Source organism: Actinomadura latina NBRC 106108 (assembly GCF_001552195.1).
Lineage (GTDB): Bacteria > Actinomycetota > Actinomycetes > Streptosporangiales > Streptosporangiaceae > Spirillospora > Spirillospora latina.
In genome coordinates, this window is the sequence record NZ_BCQS01000005.1 from 260,234 (window position 1) to 273,121 (window position 12,888).

Genomic DNA, 12,888 nt, shown 5'->3' on the forward strand with positions numbered 1-12,888 from the left:
GCTCCCCAGCGGGTCAGACGGGGTCGGGGGCTTCGCCTCGTGCCTTCAGGAGGGCCTGGAGCTCGGCCAGCTGGCGGGCGGCGAGGGTCTTCTCGGCGCCGTTGATCCCCATGGCCCCGATCGACGTGCCGTCCGACAGGTCGAGGGTCGGCCACGGCTCACCGACCGTCATGGTGACGTCCAGGATCTGCGGCCATTCGAGGCGGCGGGTCTTGAACGCGTTGACGACGGTGACGCCGGACTCGTCGGCGGTGACGCGGCAGCGGGCCAGCATGTGCAGGATCCACGCGAGGAACGCGCCGAAGGCGACCATCAGGGCGCGGTCGGCCAGGGTGTACTGCTCCGGCACCACCACGGCGAGCACGACCAGCCCGAGCAGGAGCACGCCCGCCGTGGTGTAGGCCACGATCCGTGTGGTGCGGGGACGCCACACGGTCGGCAGGGCCGGTGCCTCAGTCAACGATCTTCGTGATGGGGATCTCGAGGATGTCGTGCGCGCCGGCCGCCTTCAGCGCCGGGATCAGCGTGTTGACGCCGCGCTTGGCGACGACGGACTCGACGGCGTTCGACTCCCCGCCGGCGAGCGAGGTCACCGTCGGGGACGCCATCGCGGGCATGATGTCGAGGACCTTCTGCAGGTCGCTCTGCGCGACGTTCAGCTTCAGCAGCACCTTGCCGCGCGCGCGGATCACGCCCTGCAGCAGGAGGGAGATGTCCTCCATCGCTGCGCGCTTCTCCGCGTCCTCGTAGGCGTCGCGGTTGGCGACGAGCTCGGTGTAGCTGGTGAGGAGCGTGTCGAGGATGCGCAGGCCGTTCTTGCGCAGCGACGAGCCGGTCTCGGTGAGGTCGACGATCGCGTCCACGATGTCGGGCACCTTCGCCTCGGTCGCGCCGTAGGACGGGACGACCGTGGCCTTCACGCCGTGCTGGTCGAGGAACCGCTTGGTCATCGCCGGGAACTCGGTGGAGATCCGGACGCCCTCCGGCAGGTCGGCCACCGACTGCCACGGCGCGCCGTCCGGCACCGCCATGATCACGCGGACCGGGTTGGCGGTGGCCTTGGAGTACTTCAGCTCGCCGAGGCTGACGACGTCGGCGGCGGTCTCGGTGATCCAGTCCCGGCCGGTGATGCCGAGGTCGAACAGCCCCTGCTCCAGGTACGTCGGGATCTCCTGCGGGCGCAGGACCCGGACCCGGTCGATGCGGGGGTCGTCGATGGAGGCGCGGTAGTCGCGGTCCGACGAGCGCTGGACGGTGAGGTCGGCGGCGTCGAACAGCTGCATGGTCGCCTTCTCCAGCGACCCCTTGGGCAGGACGAGTGACAGCACGGAATTGCCTTTCGATGAGGATGCGTACGGGATGCCCGGGCGGTCAGGAGCCCAGAGGATGCGCGAGTCCTTCAGGGGCGGAACCCCTGTACCCGCTACAAATGCTCCATGCCGTGCCCGGCGTGACCGTGATGCCGCAGACCTCGCAGGGTCAGTGCCGTGTCGAGTGCGGCCACAGTCGCCTCCCATCCCTTGTCCTCGGAGCTGCCCGGCAGCCCGCTGCGTTCCAGTGCCTGCTCAATGGTGTCACACGTGAGGACCCCGTTGCCCACCGGAGTCGACTCGTCGAGCGCGACGCGTGTCACACCGGTGGTGACGGAGTCGCAGACGTAGTCGAAGTGGGCGGTCGCGCCCCGGACGACCGCGCCGAGGCAGACGACGGCGTCGAGGTCGCGGGCCATCTGCTGGGCGATCACGGACAGTTCGAGCGCGCCGGCCACGCGGGCGACGACGGGCTCGTCGATCCCGCACGCCTTGGCCGCGGCGAGCGCGCGGTCCAGGAGCCGGTCGGTGATCTGCCCGTGCCAGCGGGTGCAGACGATGCCGAGCGTCAGCCCGGCCGCGTCGACGGTGATGTCCTCGGGGCGTCCCGCGCCGCTCATCAGAGTCCCTCGATCTGGTGTCCGAGACGGTCGCGCTTGACCGTCAGGTAGCGCCGGTTGTGCTCGGTGACGATGACGGGCATGGACTCGCGTCCCCGCACGTCCACGCCGAAACCGTCCAGGCCCTTGAGCTTGTCCGGGTTGTTGGTGAGCACCCGCACCGACTTTACGCCCAGGTCGCGCAGCATGTGAGCGGCGTTGGAGTACTCGCGCGCGTCGGCGGGGAGGCCGAGCTCCAGGTTCGCGTCGACGGTGTCGGAGCCGTTGTCCTGGAGCGCGTACGCCTGCAGCTTGGCGAGCAGGCCGATGCCGCGTCCCTCGTGCCCGCGCAGGTAGAGGACGATGCCGCGCCCCTCCTGCGAGATGCGCTCCATGGCGGCGTCCAGCTGCGTCCCGCAGTCGCAGCGCTCGGAGTGCAGGACGTCGCCGGTGAGGCATTCGGAGTGGGCCCGGATCAGGACGTCGTCGCCGTCGCCGAGGTCGCCGAGCACGAGCGCGATGTGCTCGCCGCCGTCGATGGCGCTGGAGAACCCGACGGCGCGCCACGTCCCGAACCGGTTGGGCAGGCGCGTCTCGACGACGCGGGTGACCATCGTCTCGTGGCGGCGGCGGTATTCGGCGAGCTGTTCGATGGAGACGAGCTTGAGCCCGTGCTCCTTTGCGAAGACCTGGAGTTCGGGCAGGCGCGCCATGGTGCCGTCCTCGTTCACCACTTCGGCGAGGACGCCGGCGGGGGCGAGGCCGGCGAGCCGGGCGAGGTCGACGGCCGCCTCGGTGTGGCCGCGGCGCCGCAGGACGCCGCCCTCCCGGTAGCGGAGCGGGAAGATGTGGCCGGGGCGGACGAGGTCGCGCGGCTCCGACGCCGAGTCGCACAGCGTCCGGATCGTCTTGGCCCGGTCGGCGGCGGAGATCCCCGTGGTGACGCCGAGGCGCGCGTCCACGCTGACGGTGTACGCGGTGCGCATCCGCTCGGTGTTCTGCGCCGTCATCAGCGGGATCTGCAGCCGGTCGAGGTCCTCGCCCTCCATCGGGACGCAGATGACCCCGCTGGTGTAGCGGATCGTGAACGTCAGCAGCTCGGGCGTCGCCTTGGACGCCGCGAAGATGATGTCGCCCTCGTTCTCGCGGTCCTCGTCGTCGACGACCACGACGGGGCGTCCCGCCGCGATGTCGGCGACCGCCTCCTCGATGGAGTCGAAGATGCCCGTGCCGCCGTTCCGTATGTCGTTGCCGCTGCTCATGCGGTCACCGCCTTCTGCCTGGGGGTTTGCGCGCCCCGGGACTCCCGGAGCCAGTTCCTGAACCCGACCATCACCATCACGAAGAAGATCCCGTAGACCGCGCCGGAGACGTACAGCCCGGACTTGAGCGCCAGCGGCACCCCGACCAGGTCGACGAGCACCCAGACGATCCAGAAGTCGACCAGCGCGCGGCTCTGCGCGAACGTCGCGACGGCGCTGCCGACGAAGATGTAGGCGTTCGCCCACGGCGACCAGGCGATCTGCAGCCAGTCGAGGCGGGTGAACAGTTCGGCGACCACGGCCGTGCCGACGAGGAGCGCGCCGATCAGGATGGCGCGTTCCTTCGGGGTCGCCTGCCGGACGACGAGGCCGTCGGCCTCCCGCCGTCCGCGCGTCCACATGACCCACCCGTAGAGGGCGAGCCCGCAGAAGAGCACCTGCTTGAGCGCGTTCCCGGGGACGTTCGCGTGCAGGGAGGCGGCGAGCAGGAGGAGTGCGCCGGCGAGCTGCACCGGCCACGTCCAGAGGGTCTTGCGCATGGCGAGCCAGACGACGGCGAGCGAGAGCACGTTGCCGGTGAGATCCGTCCAGAGAATGTGCTCGCCGAACACCTCGAAACCGGCGTTGAGCCAGCTCATGCCCGGTCGCCCATCATGCGCTCGACGTACTTGGCGACGACGTCCACCTCGAGGTTCACGGGGTCGCCGGGCTTCTTGTGGCCGAGCGTGGTGAGGGCGAGCGTCGTCGGGATAAGGGCGACGCTGAACCGGTCGGCGCCGGCCTCCACGACTGTGAGGCTGATGCCGTCGACGGTGATCGAGCCCTTGTTCACCAGGTAGCGGCTCAGGTCGGAGGGCAGGGACACGGTCACCACGTCCCACCGCTCCCCCGGCTCGCGGGAGATGATCGCGCCGACGCCGTCCACGTGGCCCTGGACGAGGTGCCCGCCGAGCCGGTCGGACAGCCGGACCGGACGTTCCAGGTTGACCTTCGAGCCGGGTTCCAGCGCGCCCAGGCTGGACTTGCCGAGGGTCTCCTTGATGGCGTCGGCGGTGAAGACCCCGTCCTTGACGTCCACCACGGTGAGACAGACGCCGTTGACCGCGATCGACGCGCCGTGGACGGCGTCCTCGGTGACGAGCGGCCCGCGGATCGCGAGCGTGACCGAGTCCCCCTGGGGGTCGATCGCCACGATCTCGCCGAGCTCCTCGACGATGCCGGTGAACATCTCTCCCGGGCCTCCTAGATCAGGGCTCCGGGGACGTTCATACTCGGGCGCACGCCCCTGGCCAGGGGCGTGCCGCGCGCTGCCTCCCATCCGGACTTTAACCGTCGGTCCCGGAATCCCACCGGGTCAACCGGCCGATGGCTTCGGCCGGGTCGCGGACTGTCACCGCCGGTTCGGAATTTCACCGACCCCGGAGCACGCGTTCATGCTTTGCCAACCAGTGTGCCATGCATTCCATTCCGGGCCCCATGTGACCATCGCCACTACCCACCGCGGGTTGAACGTTCAACGATCTTGAAAGGGGGTAGATCTTGGGGCATCTGTGACGCATGACGACATTCCCCCCAGGAGGCAGTCATGGACGTCGTCGCCCTCATCGCCCGCATCGCCTTCACGGCGATCTTCATCGGCGCCGGTATCGGCCACCTCACCGCGACCGAGGCCATGGCCGGCTACGCGGCCGCGAAGAAGCTGCCCATGGCCAAGCTCGCCGTGCAGGTCTCGGGCGCCTACATCCTGCTCGCGTCGGCCCTGCTCATCCTCGGCATCTGGCCGGACCTCGCCGCCATCGCCCTCGTCCCGTTCCTGCTCGTCACCGCGTTCGTGTTCCACGACTTCTGGACGCAGGAGTCCCCGGAGGCGCGCCAAATGGAGCAGCAGCAGTTCCTCAAGGACATCGCCCTCGCAGGCGGTGCCCTGGCCCTGTTCGTCCTGTACGCCTCGGACGGCCACCCCGGCCTGAACCTGGTAGGCCCCCTCTTCGCCTGACCCCGTCGACGGCCGCGCCGCCGACCACCCGGCGGTGCGGTTCACCCGGACGTCAGTCCTCGAACTTGCGGAGCTTGGCGATGTAGGCGTCCACCTCACGGACCTCCGGTGAGCCTTCGCCGTACCGCGCGACCATCGCCGGCCGCAGCTCCTCGAACGCCGTCAGAGCGTCGCGGACCCGGCCGCCCCGCGCATGCAGGACGCCCATCTGCTTCCGCATGTCCTCGGCCCGCCCGTCGCCGGGGTCCGCGACACGCGCCTGTCCAAGACGGTGTCGTAACCGGCCCAGACCTCCCCCATGCCGCCCTGGCCCAGCGGCCTGTCCACCCGGTATCGGCCGGCGATCAATCGCCCCCATGCGGCATCGGTCATAGCAGTCAAGCTTGACAGTTGCCGTCAATTCATCACAAGGGGAATGCTGTCACCGGCGGCACCGGCGGGGCAGAAATCAAACCTCCCTCTCAGGGGGATCTGCCCCATAATGTTCATGTTCGAGGAGTCTCATCACGTCGGACCGGTAAAAGCGCAGCCTTTCCGATGGCGTCCGCGTGTAGGGAAGGAGTCTCCTCCGGGCCCAGCCGAGCACCGTCGAGCGTGCCACCCTGAAGATCCTGGCGACCTCTGCGGAACTCAGAAGTTCGGGATCGTCCATGCACCCTTCCGGAAGAATCGGGAGCGAGCAGGCCGTTCCGCGGTCGGCCACCCGTCGAGGATCATCGGTTCACCGTGCAGGTAACGCCGGTATTGGACGATCAGATCGGCTTCCGAGAGCAGCGGCCAGCGGCTCATCCGACCATGCGTCTTCTCGATGACCAGCACCGTTTCCGCGTCCGGCGCCGGAACCCGTGGTGGCTCGGCCAGGCGCACCCGCACACCCCTGGCGACGTAGAAGGCGCCGAGGTCGGCGAGCGAGATCAGCCGGCGCGAACCGCCGGAGGACGACTCGTTGAAATGAGCCTCGGCACGTGCCCATGCGGCGCCGCGATCAAGCGGAGCACCTCGGCGGGCCCCGTGCGACGCGAGCGCGGCGGCGACGCGATGCACGGTCGGGCAGGGCGCCGCCGTCTCACACTCCGGGCACGTCCGCCCGCCCGCGCTCGTCAACACGGGACGGTGCGCGTCCAGGACGTCGGCGAGCGCCGCCATCGCGTCGGCCAGGAACCGGCGCGCCCCCTGGATCAGTTCGACCGCCGAGTTGCCCGCCTCGTCCTGCGCGAGGTCGGCGAGGGCCGTGTCACGGGCTTCACGGACGAGCCTCTCCAGGTGCTCGTGGAGATCACCATGGGACTGAGCCGTCATCGCCCGTCATCTCCGGGTACGACACCGCGTTCGTGGTGGCAGACGACCTCGTCGGCGACATCGTGCAGGTCCGCGAACGGCCGGCAGGCGTAGGCGTCCCGTGTTCCCGGCCGGACGCGCCACCGGAACACGCCGGGCGGCTCGGACCACACCGTCAGGCCCCACATCGTGACCACGGAACGGTCGGACCCGTGGTGGCAGCGCGTTCCGTCCAGCCCCCTGGCGATCAGCAGCCGACGCAGCACCACGGCCGCCTCCCATGGGAGCGGACGCGGCCGGTGCGCGCACTTCCAGGCGACCGGGACGCAGAACCAGGTCGCCTTGCCCGGCACCGGCAGCGGCCCCAGCCTGGACCGCGTCCGGTGCCATCCCCACTCCGCCGAGAGTGCGTCGACGACCGCGATTCCCCGGCCGTTCTCCGCCCAAGCGCCGTCCCTCTTCGCGGGACGCGTCCACTCGGGCTTCGGGTCGAAGACCTTGAACACGAACTGGCTCTCCGGCGTGACCCGGTGGTAGGCCCACAGCTCCAGCACGCGCCGCCCCGGCGCCGCCTCCGCACGGACCGACGCACCGCCGATGCCGTGCCGGAGGCCGTTGGTCACCAGCTCCGACGCCGCGAGCGTGACGTCCTCGACGAGTTCGCCGGGCACCTTGGCCGCCATCAGCGCCACCCGAAGGTGCGCGCGGGCCACACCGGCGCACGTCTCATCGGCGGGCAGCGGCCACGCCGAACACCCGCCGAGCACCAGATCGGGGAGATGTCCGTGAACCATGGGGGTCTCCTCTTCACGAGGTCTATGTCCGAAGCAGCAAGATCGTTTCCGTAATCGACTGCGAACGCTGCGTTACCGGCTAGATACTGCTCTCAAGAACTCGAACCATCAAGGGATTCAAGTTAGATTCTCGAAAATCCGTGATTCGATCTTGTGGAGATGTGGACAAATGCCTTCCATTCAGGCAAGCGGCTACAGCCCGACGATCAAGAAGCGCGCTCTCAGCCGCAAACTCGTCGAGTTGCGCGAGCAGTGCGGGATGACCACCAGCGAGGTCTGCAAGCGCCTCCGCTGGAGCCCGTCCAAGCTCAACTACATCGAGAAGGCGAAGTGGGTCGACCCCAACAGCGACTCGGTCGCCGATCTCTGCGAGCTGTACGGCGTGGGCCCCTCGGACACCGAGGCCCTGATCAAGCTCACCCGGGAGGCCCGCCAGCGCGGCTGGTGGCGCAAGTACAACGACGTGTTCACCAACGAGTACCCCGGTTTCGAGGCGGGGGCTTCTGAGATCAGCACGTACCAAACAACGTTCATCCCGGGCTTGCTCCAGACGCCGGAATACATCGAACTCGCGGCCCCCAGCGTCGGGATCAACGATGCCGATGAGATCCGACGCCATGTGGACGCACGCATGGAACGTCAGCGAATCCTCTCTCGGAGGACCGCGCCGTGCCGCCTACACGCAGTGATCGACGAGAGCACGTTTCTACGCATCCATGACACGGCCGTACGCGCCGCACAGATCCGCCATGTTCTGACGATGATCGATCGCGAGAACGTGGACGTCCAAGTGCTGGCGCTGTCTGACGGCCTCTACCCAGGTGCGGGCGAGGTCTTCATGTACCTCAAGTTTCCGGATCCCTCGGACCGCGACATCGTTTACCTGGAGACTTGCTTTGACGACCGGCTACTGGAAGAGGAGGACGAACTCAATCGCTATATGGTCAGGTTTGACCGGTTGTGCGGCGCGGCACTCGACGCTGCGGCAACACGTGAGTACCTGACAGGCTTGATTGAGGGACCTGGATGAACCTTTCCGCAGCTAGGTGGCGCAAGAGCAGTAGATCGAGTCGCGGTGGCCATAACTATGTGGAGGCCACTGTTTCCTGGCGAAAGAGCAGCAAGTCTCAAGTAGGCGGCAACGAGTGCGTCGAGGTGGCCGGCACGCCCGATGCCGTGCTGATCCGGGACAGCAAGGACACGGTCGGCCCCCGGCACATGGTTACTCCGGAGGCGTTCCGCTACCTGGTCAACCGGATCAAGAGCGGCGGGCTCGACCTCTAGAACGTGCCGCATTGGCTTGCGGCGTGTTGCCCTTATCCGCAGGTCGTGAAGGGCAACATGCCGCAAGTCAACGAAGCGGGGACGAGGCCCGGGGCGCGTGTGATCAGCGTGGGTCGGGTTCCTCGCGAGACTCGCCGGCGTGGTCGAAGTATTTGGCCAGGTAGTAGCGGTACATGGCACCGGTGGTGGGCGGGATCTCTCCCCACTTCTTGATGATCTGGTGGCCGGAGAAGTGGTCGGGGTTGATCCGGATGTCGTCGCTCGCCGCGCTGACGACGTAGCCGGTAGAGAGGTCCTGACGCTCGTGCTCGGTCTTGAAGCGGCCGACGTACTGGCCGAGGAACCGCTTGCCGTCCACATCGACGTCCAGGCCGAGTTCGTCCTCGGCGATACGGGCGATGGCATCGTCGATGCTCTCCGGCTTGAACATACGCAGGCCCGGAAGCGCCCACTTGTTCTGGTAGGGCGCGATAGTGCGCCGGACGAGCACGACGCCGCCGTCCTCGGGAAGTTCCACGACGAGGTCGAACGTGGGGATCACCGCGTATTCGAGGATGCTCTCAAAGACCTCTCTCGGCGCGAACTTCACCTCTGGGCGCTTGCGCGACGTCATGGCAGATTCCTCTCGAGGGCCTGCGCAGCCGTGCGCCAGACCTGGTCGCTGTCGGGCAGGACGATGGCCTTCTCGACCAGTTCTATCGTGCGGGCACGGCTCCCCGTCTTCGGATCGTGTGCGATGTCGCCTACCCGGAACAGCATCTGGAACGCGGCGGGCCGGGATCGAAGCTGGTCCACGAGTTCCCGGAGGACGTCCTTGTCCCGGAAGATCAGGCCGAGCGCCCGGGTGCCGGTGCCGTGGGTACCACCGAAGCTGATCACCGCGCGTCCGTCGTCCAACGCGACGGGCGAGAGGTAGTTCCGGAGCTTGGTCACGAGGAGATAGTCCTCCAAGAGAACACCGTCCTCGTCGACTCGCGGGACGAAGCTGCGATCAGGACCTTGGATGCGCCAGTTGGGCCGCTCCACCATCCCTCGCCCGGCGACGAAACGCCGAGCGACCGCCCCCTCTGCGACCTGATTCTTGGAGAGGATCCATCGGTACGGCAGGTCCACGGGCGCATCACCCAAGGCCAGCGAATCGGCGTCCCCATCGGGTTCGTAGCCGAACAGGATCCGCGACAGCCCTTCCGCTGTTGGGCTGCCGATCAGCACCAGGTCATGCGTGACGTGGGCGCTTATCTCGTCCTCAATCCGCAGCCGCCCCGCCTGCTGGGCCCGGATGTAGTCATTGCCACTCGCCGCGACGAGGCCATGAAGGTTGTCGGGATGAAGGGACTCGTTGTAGAGGACATGCCGTGAATCATGCCGGTAGGCGACCATCCTGCCCTGATGCAGGCCGAGGACCTCTTTGGCCACGTCCGCTTGCTGCCGCAGCCTGGCAGTCTTCTTCATCCATTTCGAGGCACTGGACGACACAGTCACCAGACCAGTGGCTCCTGCCACTTCGGACGCGATGGTCAATACCGCGCTGATGTCCACGCCGGCCCCCGGGTCGCCTGGCGCACGTCGGGTCGTGCTCGTAAGGCCATCTTCGACCAGTTGCAGCAACAAGGCACGAAAGGGGACAGAACGCGCGCGCTTCGTCCGCAGGCGGCGAGTATTCGGAGGAACCCGGACGTTCAGGCTTCCGTTGGCTCGGTGCCTCTCTGGCGGAGCCGCTGTTCGGCCTCTCGGCGGGCCGGGCGACGGATCAGGTCGTAAGCCTGCCTGCGCGCGACACGGGTGAAGACCTCTTTGAACTCGGGGTCCTCGCCGAAGAATCGCCGCACGAGCGTATCGTTCGCCTTCGCGCGCTCCCCCACTACACGGCGTAGGTGCCTGTCGAAGACCTGGCCGAACTTGTCGATATCGTCGTTGGCGAGTCCGGCCTGCTGAATCGCCTCGTTTTCAGCGAGTGCCACGACCTGCTGTCCATACCAGATCTGGTCGCCGGTATCGAGGCCCCAGCCGATCTGCCCCGTAACAGCCGCCGTAACCAACGCCCGCTTCCGCTCCTCCAAGAGAGCCGCTGCGCGACCCCAACGACCTCATCGAGATCAGACCGTGAGGCGGACGCCCTCCGGGGTCGTGGTCACGGATCTCAGGTCCGTGATGATGCGGTGGGCCGCGGTGAGCACGGAGCGGTCGTGGCTGGTGGCCACCGCCAGGACGGTGGCTCCGGCGGCGCGGCCCGCGGCTATGCCCGCGGGGGCGTCCTCGATGACCACGCAGGCGGACGGGTCCACGCCCAGGTGCGCCGCCGCCCGGAGGTAGCCGGACGGGTCCGGTTTGCCCTTCGGGACGTCTTCCGCTGTGACGACCACGGGCGGGAGGGGCACGCCGGCGACGGTGGTGCGGAGTTTCAGCTGGGGCCTGTCCATCGAGGTGACGAAGGCGTGGGGCAGGCCGTTCATGGCGGTCAGGAGGTCCACCGCGCCCGGGAGGGCCGTGATGCCGTCCGTGCCCGTTGATTCGAGGGCGTCCAGGCGGGCGGTGGCGTCACGGACCTGGTCGGGTGGGAGGAAGTCGGCGACGCGGTCGCTCGTGCGGCGGCCGTGGGCATCGGAAAGGAACTCGTCCGGGTCGATGCCGTACTCGGCGGCCCATTCGCGGGCCGCGCGCTCGACGAGGGGCGTGGAGTCGACAAGGGTGCCGTCCACGTCGAACAGGACGGCGGCGCAGGGCAGGATCACCAGGCCGCCTTGGCCGTTGCCTCCTCGGCCTGGGCGCGGAGCCCGCGGATCGCCTCAACCGGGTCGTCGGCGCCGTAGACGGCGTTGCCGGCGACGAAGACGTCCGCGCCGGCGTCGGCGCAGCGTTCGATGGTCTCGGCGCTGACGCCGCCGTCGACCTGGAGCCAGATGGGAAGGTCGCGGCCCTTGATGAGCTCGCGGGCGCGGCGGACCTTCGGCAGGACGACGTCCAGGAACTTCTGGCCGCCGAAGCCGGGCTCGACCGTCATCAGGAGGAGCATGTCGATCTCGCCGAGGAGGTCTTCGAAGCCGTCCACCGGGGTGGCCGGGTTGACGCCGAGGCCCGCGCGCGCGCCGGCGGAGCGGATGGCGCGCAGTGTGCGGATGGGGGCCTTCGCCGCCTCGGCGTGGATCGTGACGCTCTTAGCGCCCGCCTCCGCGTAGTCGGGCGCCCAGCGGTCGGGGTCCTCGATCATCAGGTGGCAGTCGAGCGGCAGCCTGCTGTGCTTCAGCAGCGCCTGGACGACCGGCAGCCCCAGGGTGAGGTTGGGGACGAAGTGGTTGTCCATGACGTCGACGTGGACCCAGTCGGCGGAGTCGGCAATGCGCTCGACGTCCTCCGCCAGGCGGGCGAAGTCGGCGGACAGGATGCTGGGTGAGATCTGAGGAGCCATGATGCCCCGAAGTCTATTGGCGCAGTTCCTCCCGGTCCTCACCCGGCCGGGTGACGGCGGGGGTGGCTCGGGTCGCCAGGCGGAGCCGGACGAAGGATTCCGGCGCACCGGCCGTGACCCACAGGGCGAGCGCCGCCTGGACGGCGAACGCCTGGATCAGGCCGGTGCCGTCGAACACGTAGATGACGGCGGCGCCGGCGAGGCCGACGGGGACGCGCGCGATGCGTCGCCACGGCCTTCCGCCCGGGTCGAACCAGCCGCGCTCGGCGAGCACGGACAGGCCCGCGAGGGCGCCGAAGAGTCCACCGGAGGCTCTGGCCGAGTCGGTCAGCGTGATGGGTTCGATCTCTCCCCCCGCGCTCTTGATGGCGTCCGCCCATGCCTGGGGCCACTGCCAGTTCTCCAGTGGATGCCACGCGCCCCAGGCCGCGGCCAGCAGCAGCAGGGAGATCACCAGTGAGAGGACGATCTGCACGGCCAGGTGGTGGCGGGCCCACCACGGGACGGCGATGGGTTCCAGCGCGAGGGCGGCCACCAGGACGGTCAGGCCGATGCCCCATCCCGCGAGGACCTGGCCGACCGAGTGGACGCCCAGATAGACGCGGGACACCCCGATCAAGACGATGACGGCGGCGGCGCCCGCCCACAGGAGCCGCCGCCTGGTCTGGGCGGCGAAGAAGCCCCACGCCACGATGCCGTTCTGGGAGTGGCCGGACGGCATGCCGAAGGACGACAGCGTCTGCCTGCCCTTGATGGCGGGGTCGGTCCAGTAGGGGCGCGGTTCGTGGAAGACCAGTTTGAGGAGCGTGTTGAGGAGCGCGCCGAACAGCAGCAGGACCGAGGCCCGTGCCGCGAGGCGCGGCGCCGCGCACCAGAACAGCACGACGAGGAGCGGGACGTAGAACGCCGCGCTGCCCAGGTACGACATGAAGAGCATGAAGCCGGTCAGCACGGGTCGG

19 protein-coding genes and 1 riboswitch are annotated in these 12,888 nt (G+C 68.6%); of the genes, 3 read left to right on the forward strand and 16 right to left on the reverse strand.

The window, feature by feature from the left end:
- Positions 1-13: 13 nt before the first annotated feature.
- From AL2_RS07500 to AL2_RS07525, 6 genes are all read right to left on the reverse strand, one after another.
- Positions 14-460 (reverse strand): PH domain-containing protein, encoded by a 447-nt coding sequence (locus AL2_RS07500; protein WP_210748259.1) that lies wholly within the window; start codon positions 458-460, stop codon positions 14-16.
- The gene (hisG, locus tag AL2_RS07505) at positions 453-1,328 is read right to left on the reverse strand and encodes an ATP phosphoribosyltransferase (protein WP_067631276.1); all 876 of its coding nucleotides are present in this window, start codon (positions 1,326-1,328) and stop codon (positions 453-455) included. The genes AL2_RS07500 and hisG overlap by 8 nt, the downstream gene beginning before the upstream one ends.
- A 95-nt stretch (positions 1,329-1,423) precedes the next feature.
- Positions 1,424-1,930: a 6,7-dimethyl-8-ribityllumazine synthase gene (ribH, locus tag AL2_RS07510; protein WP_067631279.1), complete on the reverse strand. Its 507-nt coding sequence runs from the start codon at positions 1,928-1,930 to the stop codon at positions 1,424-1,426.
- Positions 1,930-3,171, reverse strand: coding sequence for a bifunctional 3,4-dihydroxy-2-butanone-4-phosphate synthase/GTP cyclohydrolase II (locus tag AL2_RS07515; RefSeq protein ID WP_067631282.1), 1,242 nt, complete (start codon positions 3,169-3,171; stop codon positions 1,930-1,932). Before AL2_RS07515 ends, ribH begins: the two co-directional genes overlap by 1 nt.
- Positions 3,168-3,809: a nicotinamide riboside transporter PnuC gene (gene pnuC / locus AL2_RS07520; protein WP_067631285.1), complete on the reverse strand. Its 642-nt coding sequence runs from the start codon at positions 3,807-3,809 to the stop codon at positions 3,168-3,170. The genes AL2_RS07515 and pnuC overlap by 4 nt, the downstream gene beginning before the upstream one ends.
- Complete coding sequence (locus tag AL2_RS07525; RefSeq protein ID WP_067631288.1) at positions 3,806-4,399, reverse strand: riboflavin synthase; 594 nt, start codon at positions 4,397-4,399, stop codon at positions 3,806-3,808. The genes pnuC and AL2_RS07525 overlap by 4 nt, the downstream gene beginning before the upstream one ends.
- Before the next feature lie 72 nt (positions 4,400-4,471).
- Positions 4,472-4,602, reverse strand: a riboswitch (FMN riboswitch).
- A gap of 154 nt (positions 4,603-4,756) precedes the next feature.
- Here AL2_RS07525 and AL2_RS07530 point away from each other — a divergent pair.
- Entirely contained in the window at positions 4,757-5,167 is a 411-nt protein-coding gene (locus AL2_RS07530; protein ID WP_067631292.1) for a DoxX family protein, read from the forward strand.
- A 52-nt stretch (positions 5,168-5,219) separates the two neighbouring features.
- Here the strand turns inward: AL2_RS07530 and AL2_RS37305 are convergent, their stop codons facing one another.
- The 4 genes from AL2_RS37305 to AL2_RS07540 form a co-directional block, all read right to left on the reverse strand.
- Positions 5,220-5,387, reverse strand: a complete 168-nt coding sequence (locus tag AL2_RS37305; RefSeq protein WP_157438050.1) for a hypothetical protein — start codon at positions 5,385-5,387, stop codon at positions 5,220-5,222.
- Positions 5,388-5,615: 228 nt separating this feature from the next.
- Positions 5,616-5,819: a helix-turn-helix domain-containing protein gene (locus AL2_RS36140; protein ID WP_083946170.1), complete on the reverse strand. Its 204-nt coding sequence runs from the start codon at positions 5,817-5,819 to the stop codon at positions 5,616-5,618.
- Positions 5,798-6,466, reverse strand: coding sequence for an SUKH-4 family immunity protein (locus AL2_RS07535; RefSeq protein ID WP_067631295.1), 669 nt, complete (start codon positions 6,464-6,466; stop codon positions 5,798-5,800). Before AL2_RS07535 ends, AL2_RS36140 begins: the two co-directional genes overlap by 22 nt.
- The gene (locus AL2_RS07540) at positions 6,463-7,239 is read right to left on the reverse strand and encodes an ATP-binding protein (RefSeq protein ID WP_083946172.1); all 777 of its coding nucleotides are present in this window, start codon (positions 7,237-7,239) and stop codon (positions 6,463-6,465) included. Before AL2_RS07540 ends, AL2_RS07535 begins: the two co-directional genes overlap by 4 nt.
- A 169-nt stretch (positions 7,240-7,408) precedes the next feature.
- On the opposite strand from AL2_RS07540, the gene AL2_RS07545 reads away from it, so the two are divergent.
- Together AL2_RS07545 and AL2_RS36145 are read left to right on the forward strand one after the other, a co-directional pair.
- Entirely contained in the window at positions 7,409-8,269 is an 861-nt protein-coding gene (locus AL2_RS07545) for a helix-turn-helix domain-containing protein (RefSeq protein ID WP_067631301.1), read from the forward strand.
- 59 nt (positions 8,270-8,328) lie between these two features.
- Positions 8,329-8,523: a DUF397 domain-containing protein gene (locus AL2_RS36145; protein ID WP_245666517.1), complete on the forward strand. Its 195-nt coding sequence runs from the start codon at positions 8,329-8,331 to the stop codon at positions 8,521-8,523.
- A gap of 103 nt (positions 8,524-8,626) precedes the next feature.
- Here the strand turns inward: AL2_RS36145 and AL2_RS07550 are convergent, their stop codons facing one another.
- The 6 genes from AL2_RS07550 to AL2_RS07575 form a co-directional block, all read right to left on the reverse strand.
- Positions 8,627-9,136 carry an NUDIX domain-containing protein gene (locus AL2_RS07550; RefSeq protein ID WP_067631304.1) on the reverse strand — a complete coding sequence of 170 codons (510 nt, stop codon included), beginning with the start codon at positions 9,134-9,136 and terminating at the stop codon, positions 8,627-8,629.
- Positions 9,133-10,062: a hypothetical protein gene (locus AL2_RS07555; protein ID WP_157438051.1), complete on the reverse strand. Its 930-nt coding sequence runs from the start codon at positions 10,060-10,062 to the stop codon at positions 9,133-9,135. Before AL2_RS07555 ends, AL2_RS07550 begins: the two co-directional genes overlap by 4 nt.
- A gap of 140 nt (positions 10,063-10,202) precedes the next feature.
- On the reverse strand, positions 10,203-10,583 hold the full coding sequence (locus AL2_RS07560) for a hypothetical protein (protein WP_067631310.1): 381 nt from the start codon (positions 10,581-10,583) through the stop codon (positions 10,203-10,205).
- Positions 10,584-10,619: 36 nt separating this feature from the next.
- The gene (locus tag AL2_RS07565) at positions 10,620-11,255 is read right to left on the reverse strand and encodes an HAD-IA family hydrolase (RefSeq protein ID WP_067631313.1); all 636 of its coding nucleotides are present in this window, start codon (positions 11,253-11,255) and stop codon (positions 10,620-10,622) included.
- Entirely contained in the window at positions 11,252-11,929 is a 678-nt protein-coding gene (rpe, locus tag AL2_RS07570) for a ribulose-phosphate 3-epimerase (RefSeq protein ID WP_067631316.1), read from the reverse strand. Before rpe ends, AL2_RS07565 begins: the two co-directional genes overlap by 4 nt.
- A gap of 13 nt (positions 11,930-11,942) precedes the next feature.
- On the reverse strand, positions 11,943-12,881 hold the full coding sequence (locus tag AL2_RS07575; protein WP_067631319.1) for a phosphatase PAP2 family protein: 939 nt from the start codon (positions 12,879-12,881) through the stop codon (positions 11,943-11,945).
- Positions 12,882-12,888: the final 7 nt, after the last annotated feature.

What these genes read in the sequence shown, in the direction of transcription:
- ribH (WP_067631279.1), bottom strand. Translation starts at nt 1,930, where the DNA reads ATGAGCGGCGCGGGACGCCCCGAGGACATCACCGTCGACGCGGCCGGG.
- AL2_RS07515 (WP_067631282.1), bottom strand. Translation starts at nt 3,171, where the DNA reads ATGAGCAGCGGCAACGACATACGGAACGGCGGCACGGGCATCTTCGAC.
- pnuC (WP_067631285.1), bottom strand. Translation starts at nt 3,809, where the DNA reads ATGAGCTGGCTCAACGCCGGTTTCGAGGTGTTCGGCGAGCACATTCTC.
- AL2_RS07525 (WP_067631288.1), bottom strand. Translation starts at nt 4,399, where the DNA reads ATGTTCACCGGCATCGTCGAGGAGCTCGGCGAGATCGTGGCGATCGAC.
- AL2_RS07530 (WP_067631292.1), top strand. Translation starts at nt 4,757, where the DNA reads ATGGACGTCGTCGCCCTCATCGCCCGCATCGCCTTCACGGCGATCTTC.
- AL2_RS37305 (WP_157438050.1), bottom strand. Translation starts at nt 5,387, where the DNA reads ATGCGGAAGCAGATGGGCGTCCTGCATGCGCGGGGCGGCCGGGTCCGC.
- AL2_RS36140 (WP_083946170.1), bottom strand. Translation starts at nt 5,819, where the DNA reads ATGGACGATCCCGAACTTCTGAGTTCCGCAGAGGTCGCCAGGATCTTC.
- AL2_RS07535 (WP_067631295.1), bottom strand. Translation starts at nt 6,466, where the DNA reads ATGACGGCTCAGTCCCATGGTGATCTCCACGAGCACCTGGAGAGGCTC.
- AL2_RS07540 (WP_083946172.1), bottom strand. Translation starts at nt 7,239, where the DNA reads ATGGTTCACGGACATCTCCCCGATCTGGTGCTCGGCGGGTGTTCGGCG.
- AL2_RS07545 (WP_067631301.1), top strand. Translation starts at nt 7,409, where the DNA reads ATGCCTTCCATTCAGGCAAGCGGCTACAGCCCGACGATCAAGAAGCGC.
- AL2_RS07550 (WP_067631304.1), bottom strand. Translation starts at nt 9,136, where the DNA reads ATGACGTCGCGCAAGCGCCCAGAGGTGAAGTTCGCGCCGAGAGAGGTC.
- rpe (WP_067631316.1), bottom strand. Translation starts at nt 11,929, where the DNA reads ATGGCTCCTCAGATCTCACCCAGCATCCTGTCCGCCGACTTCGCCCGC.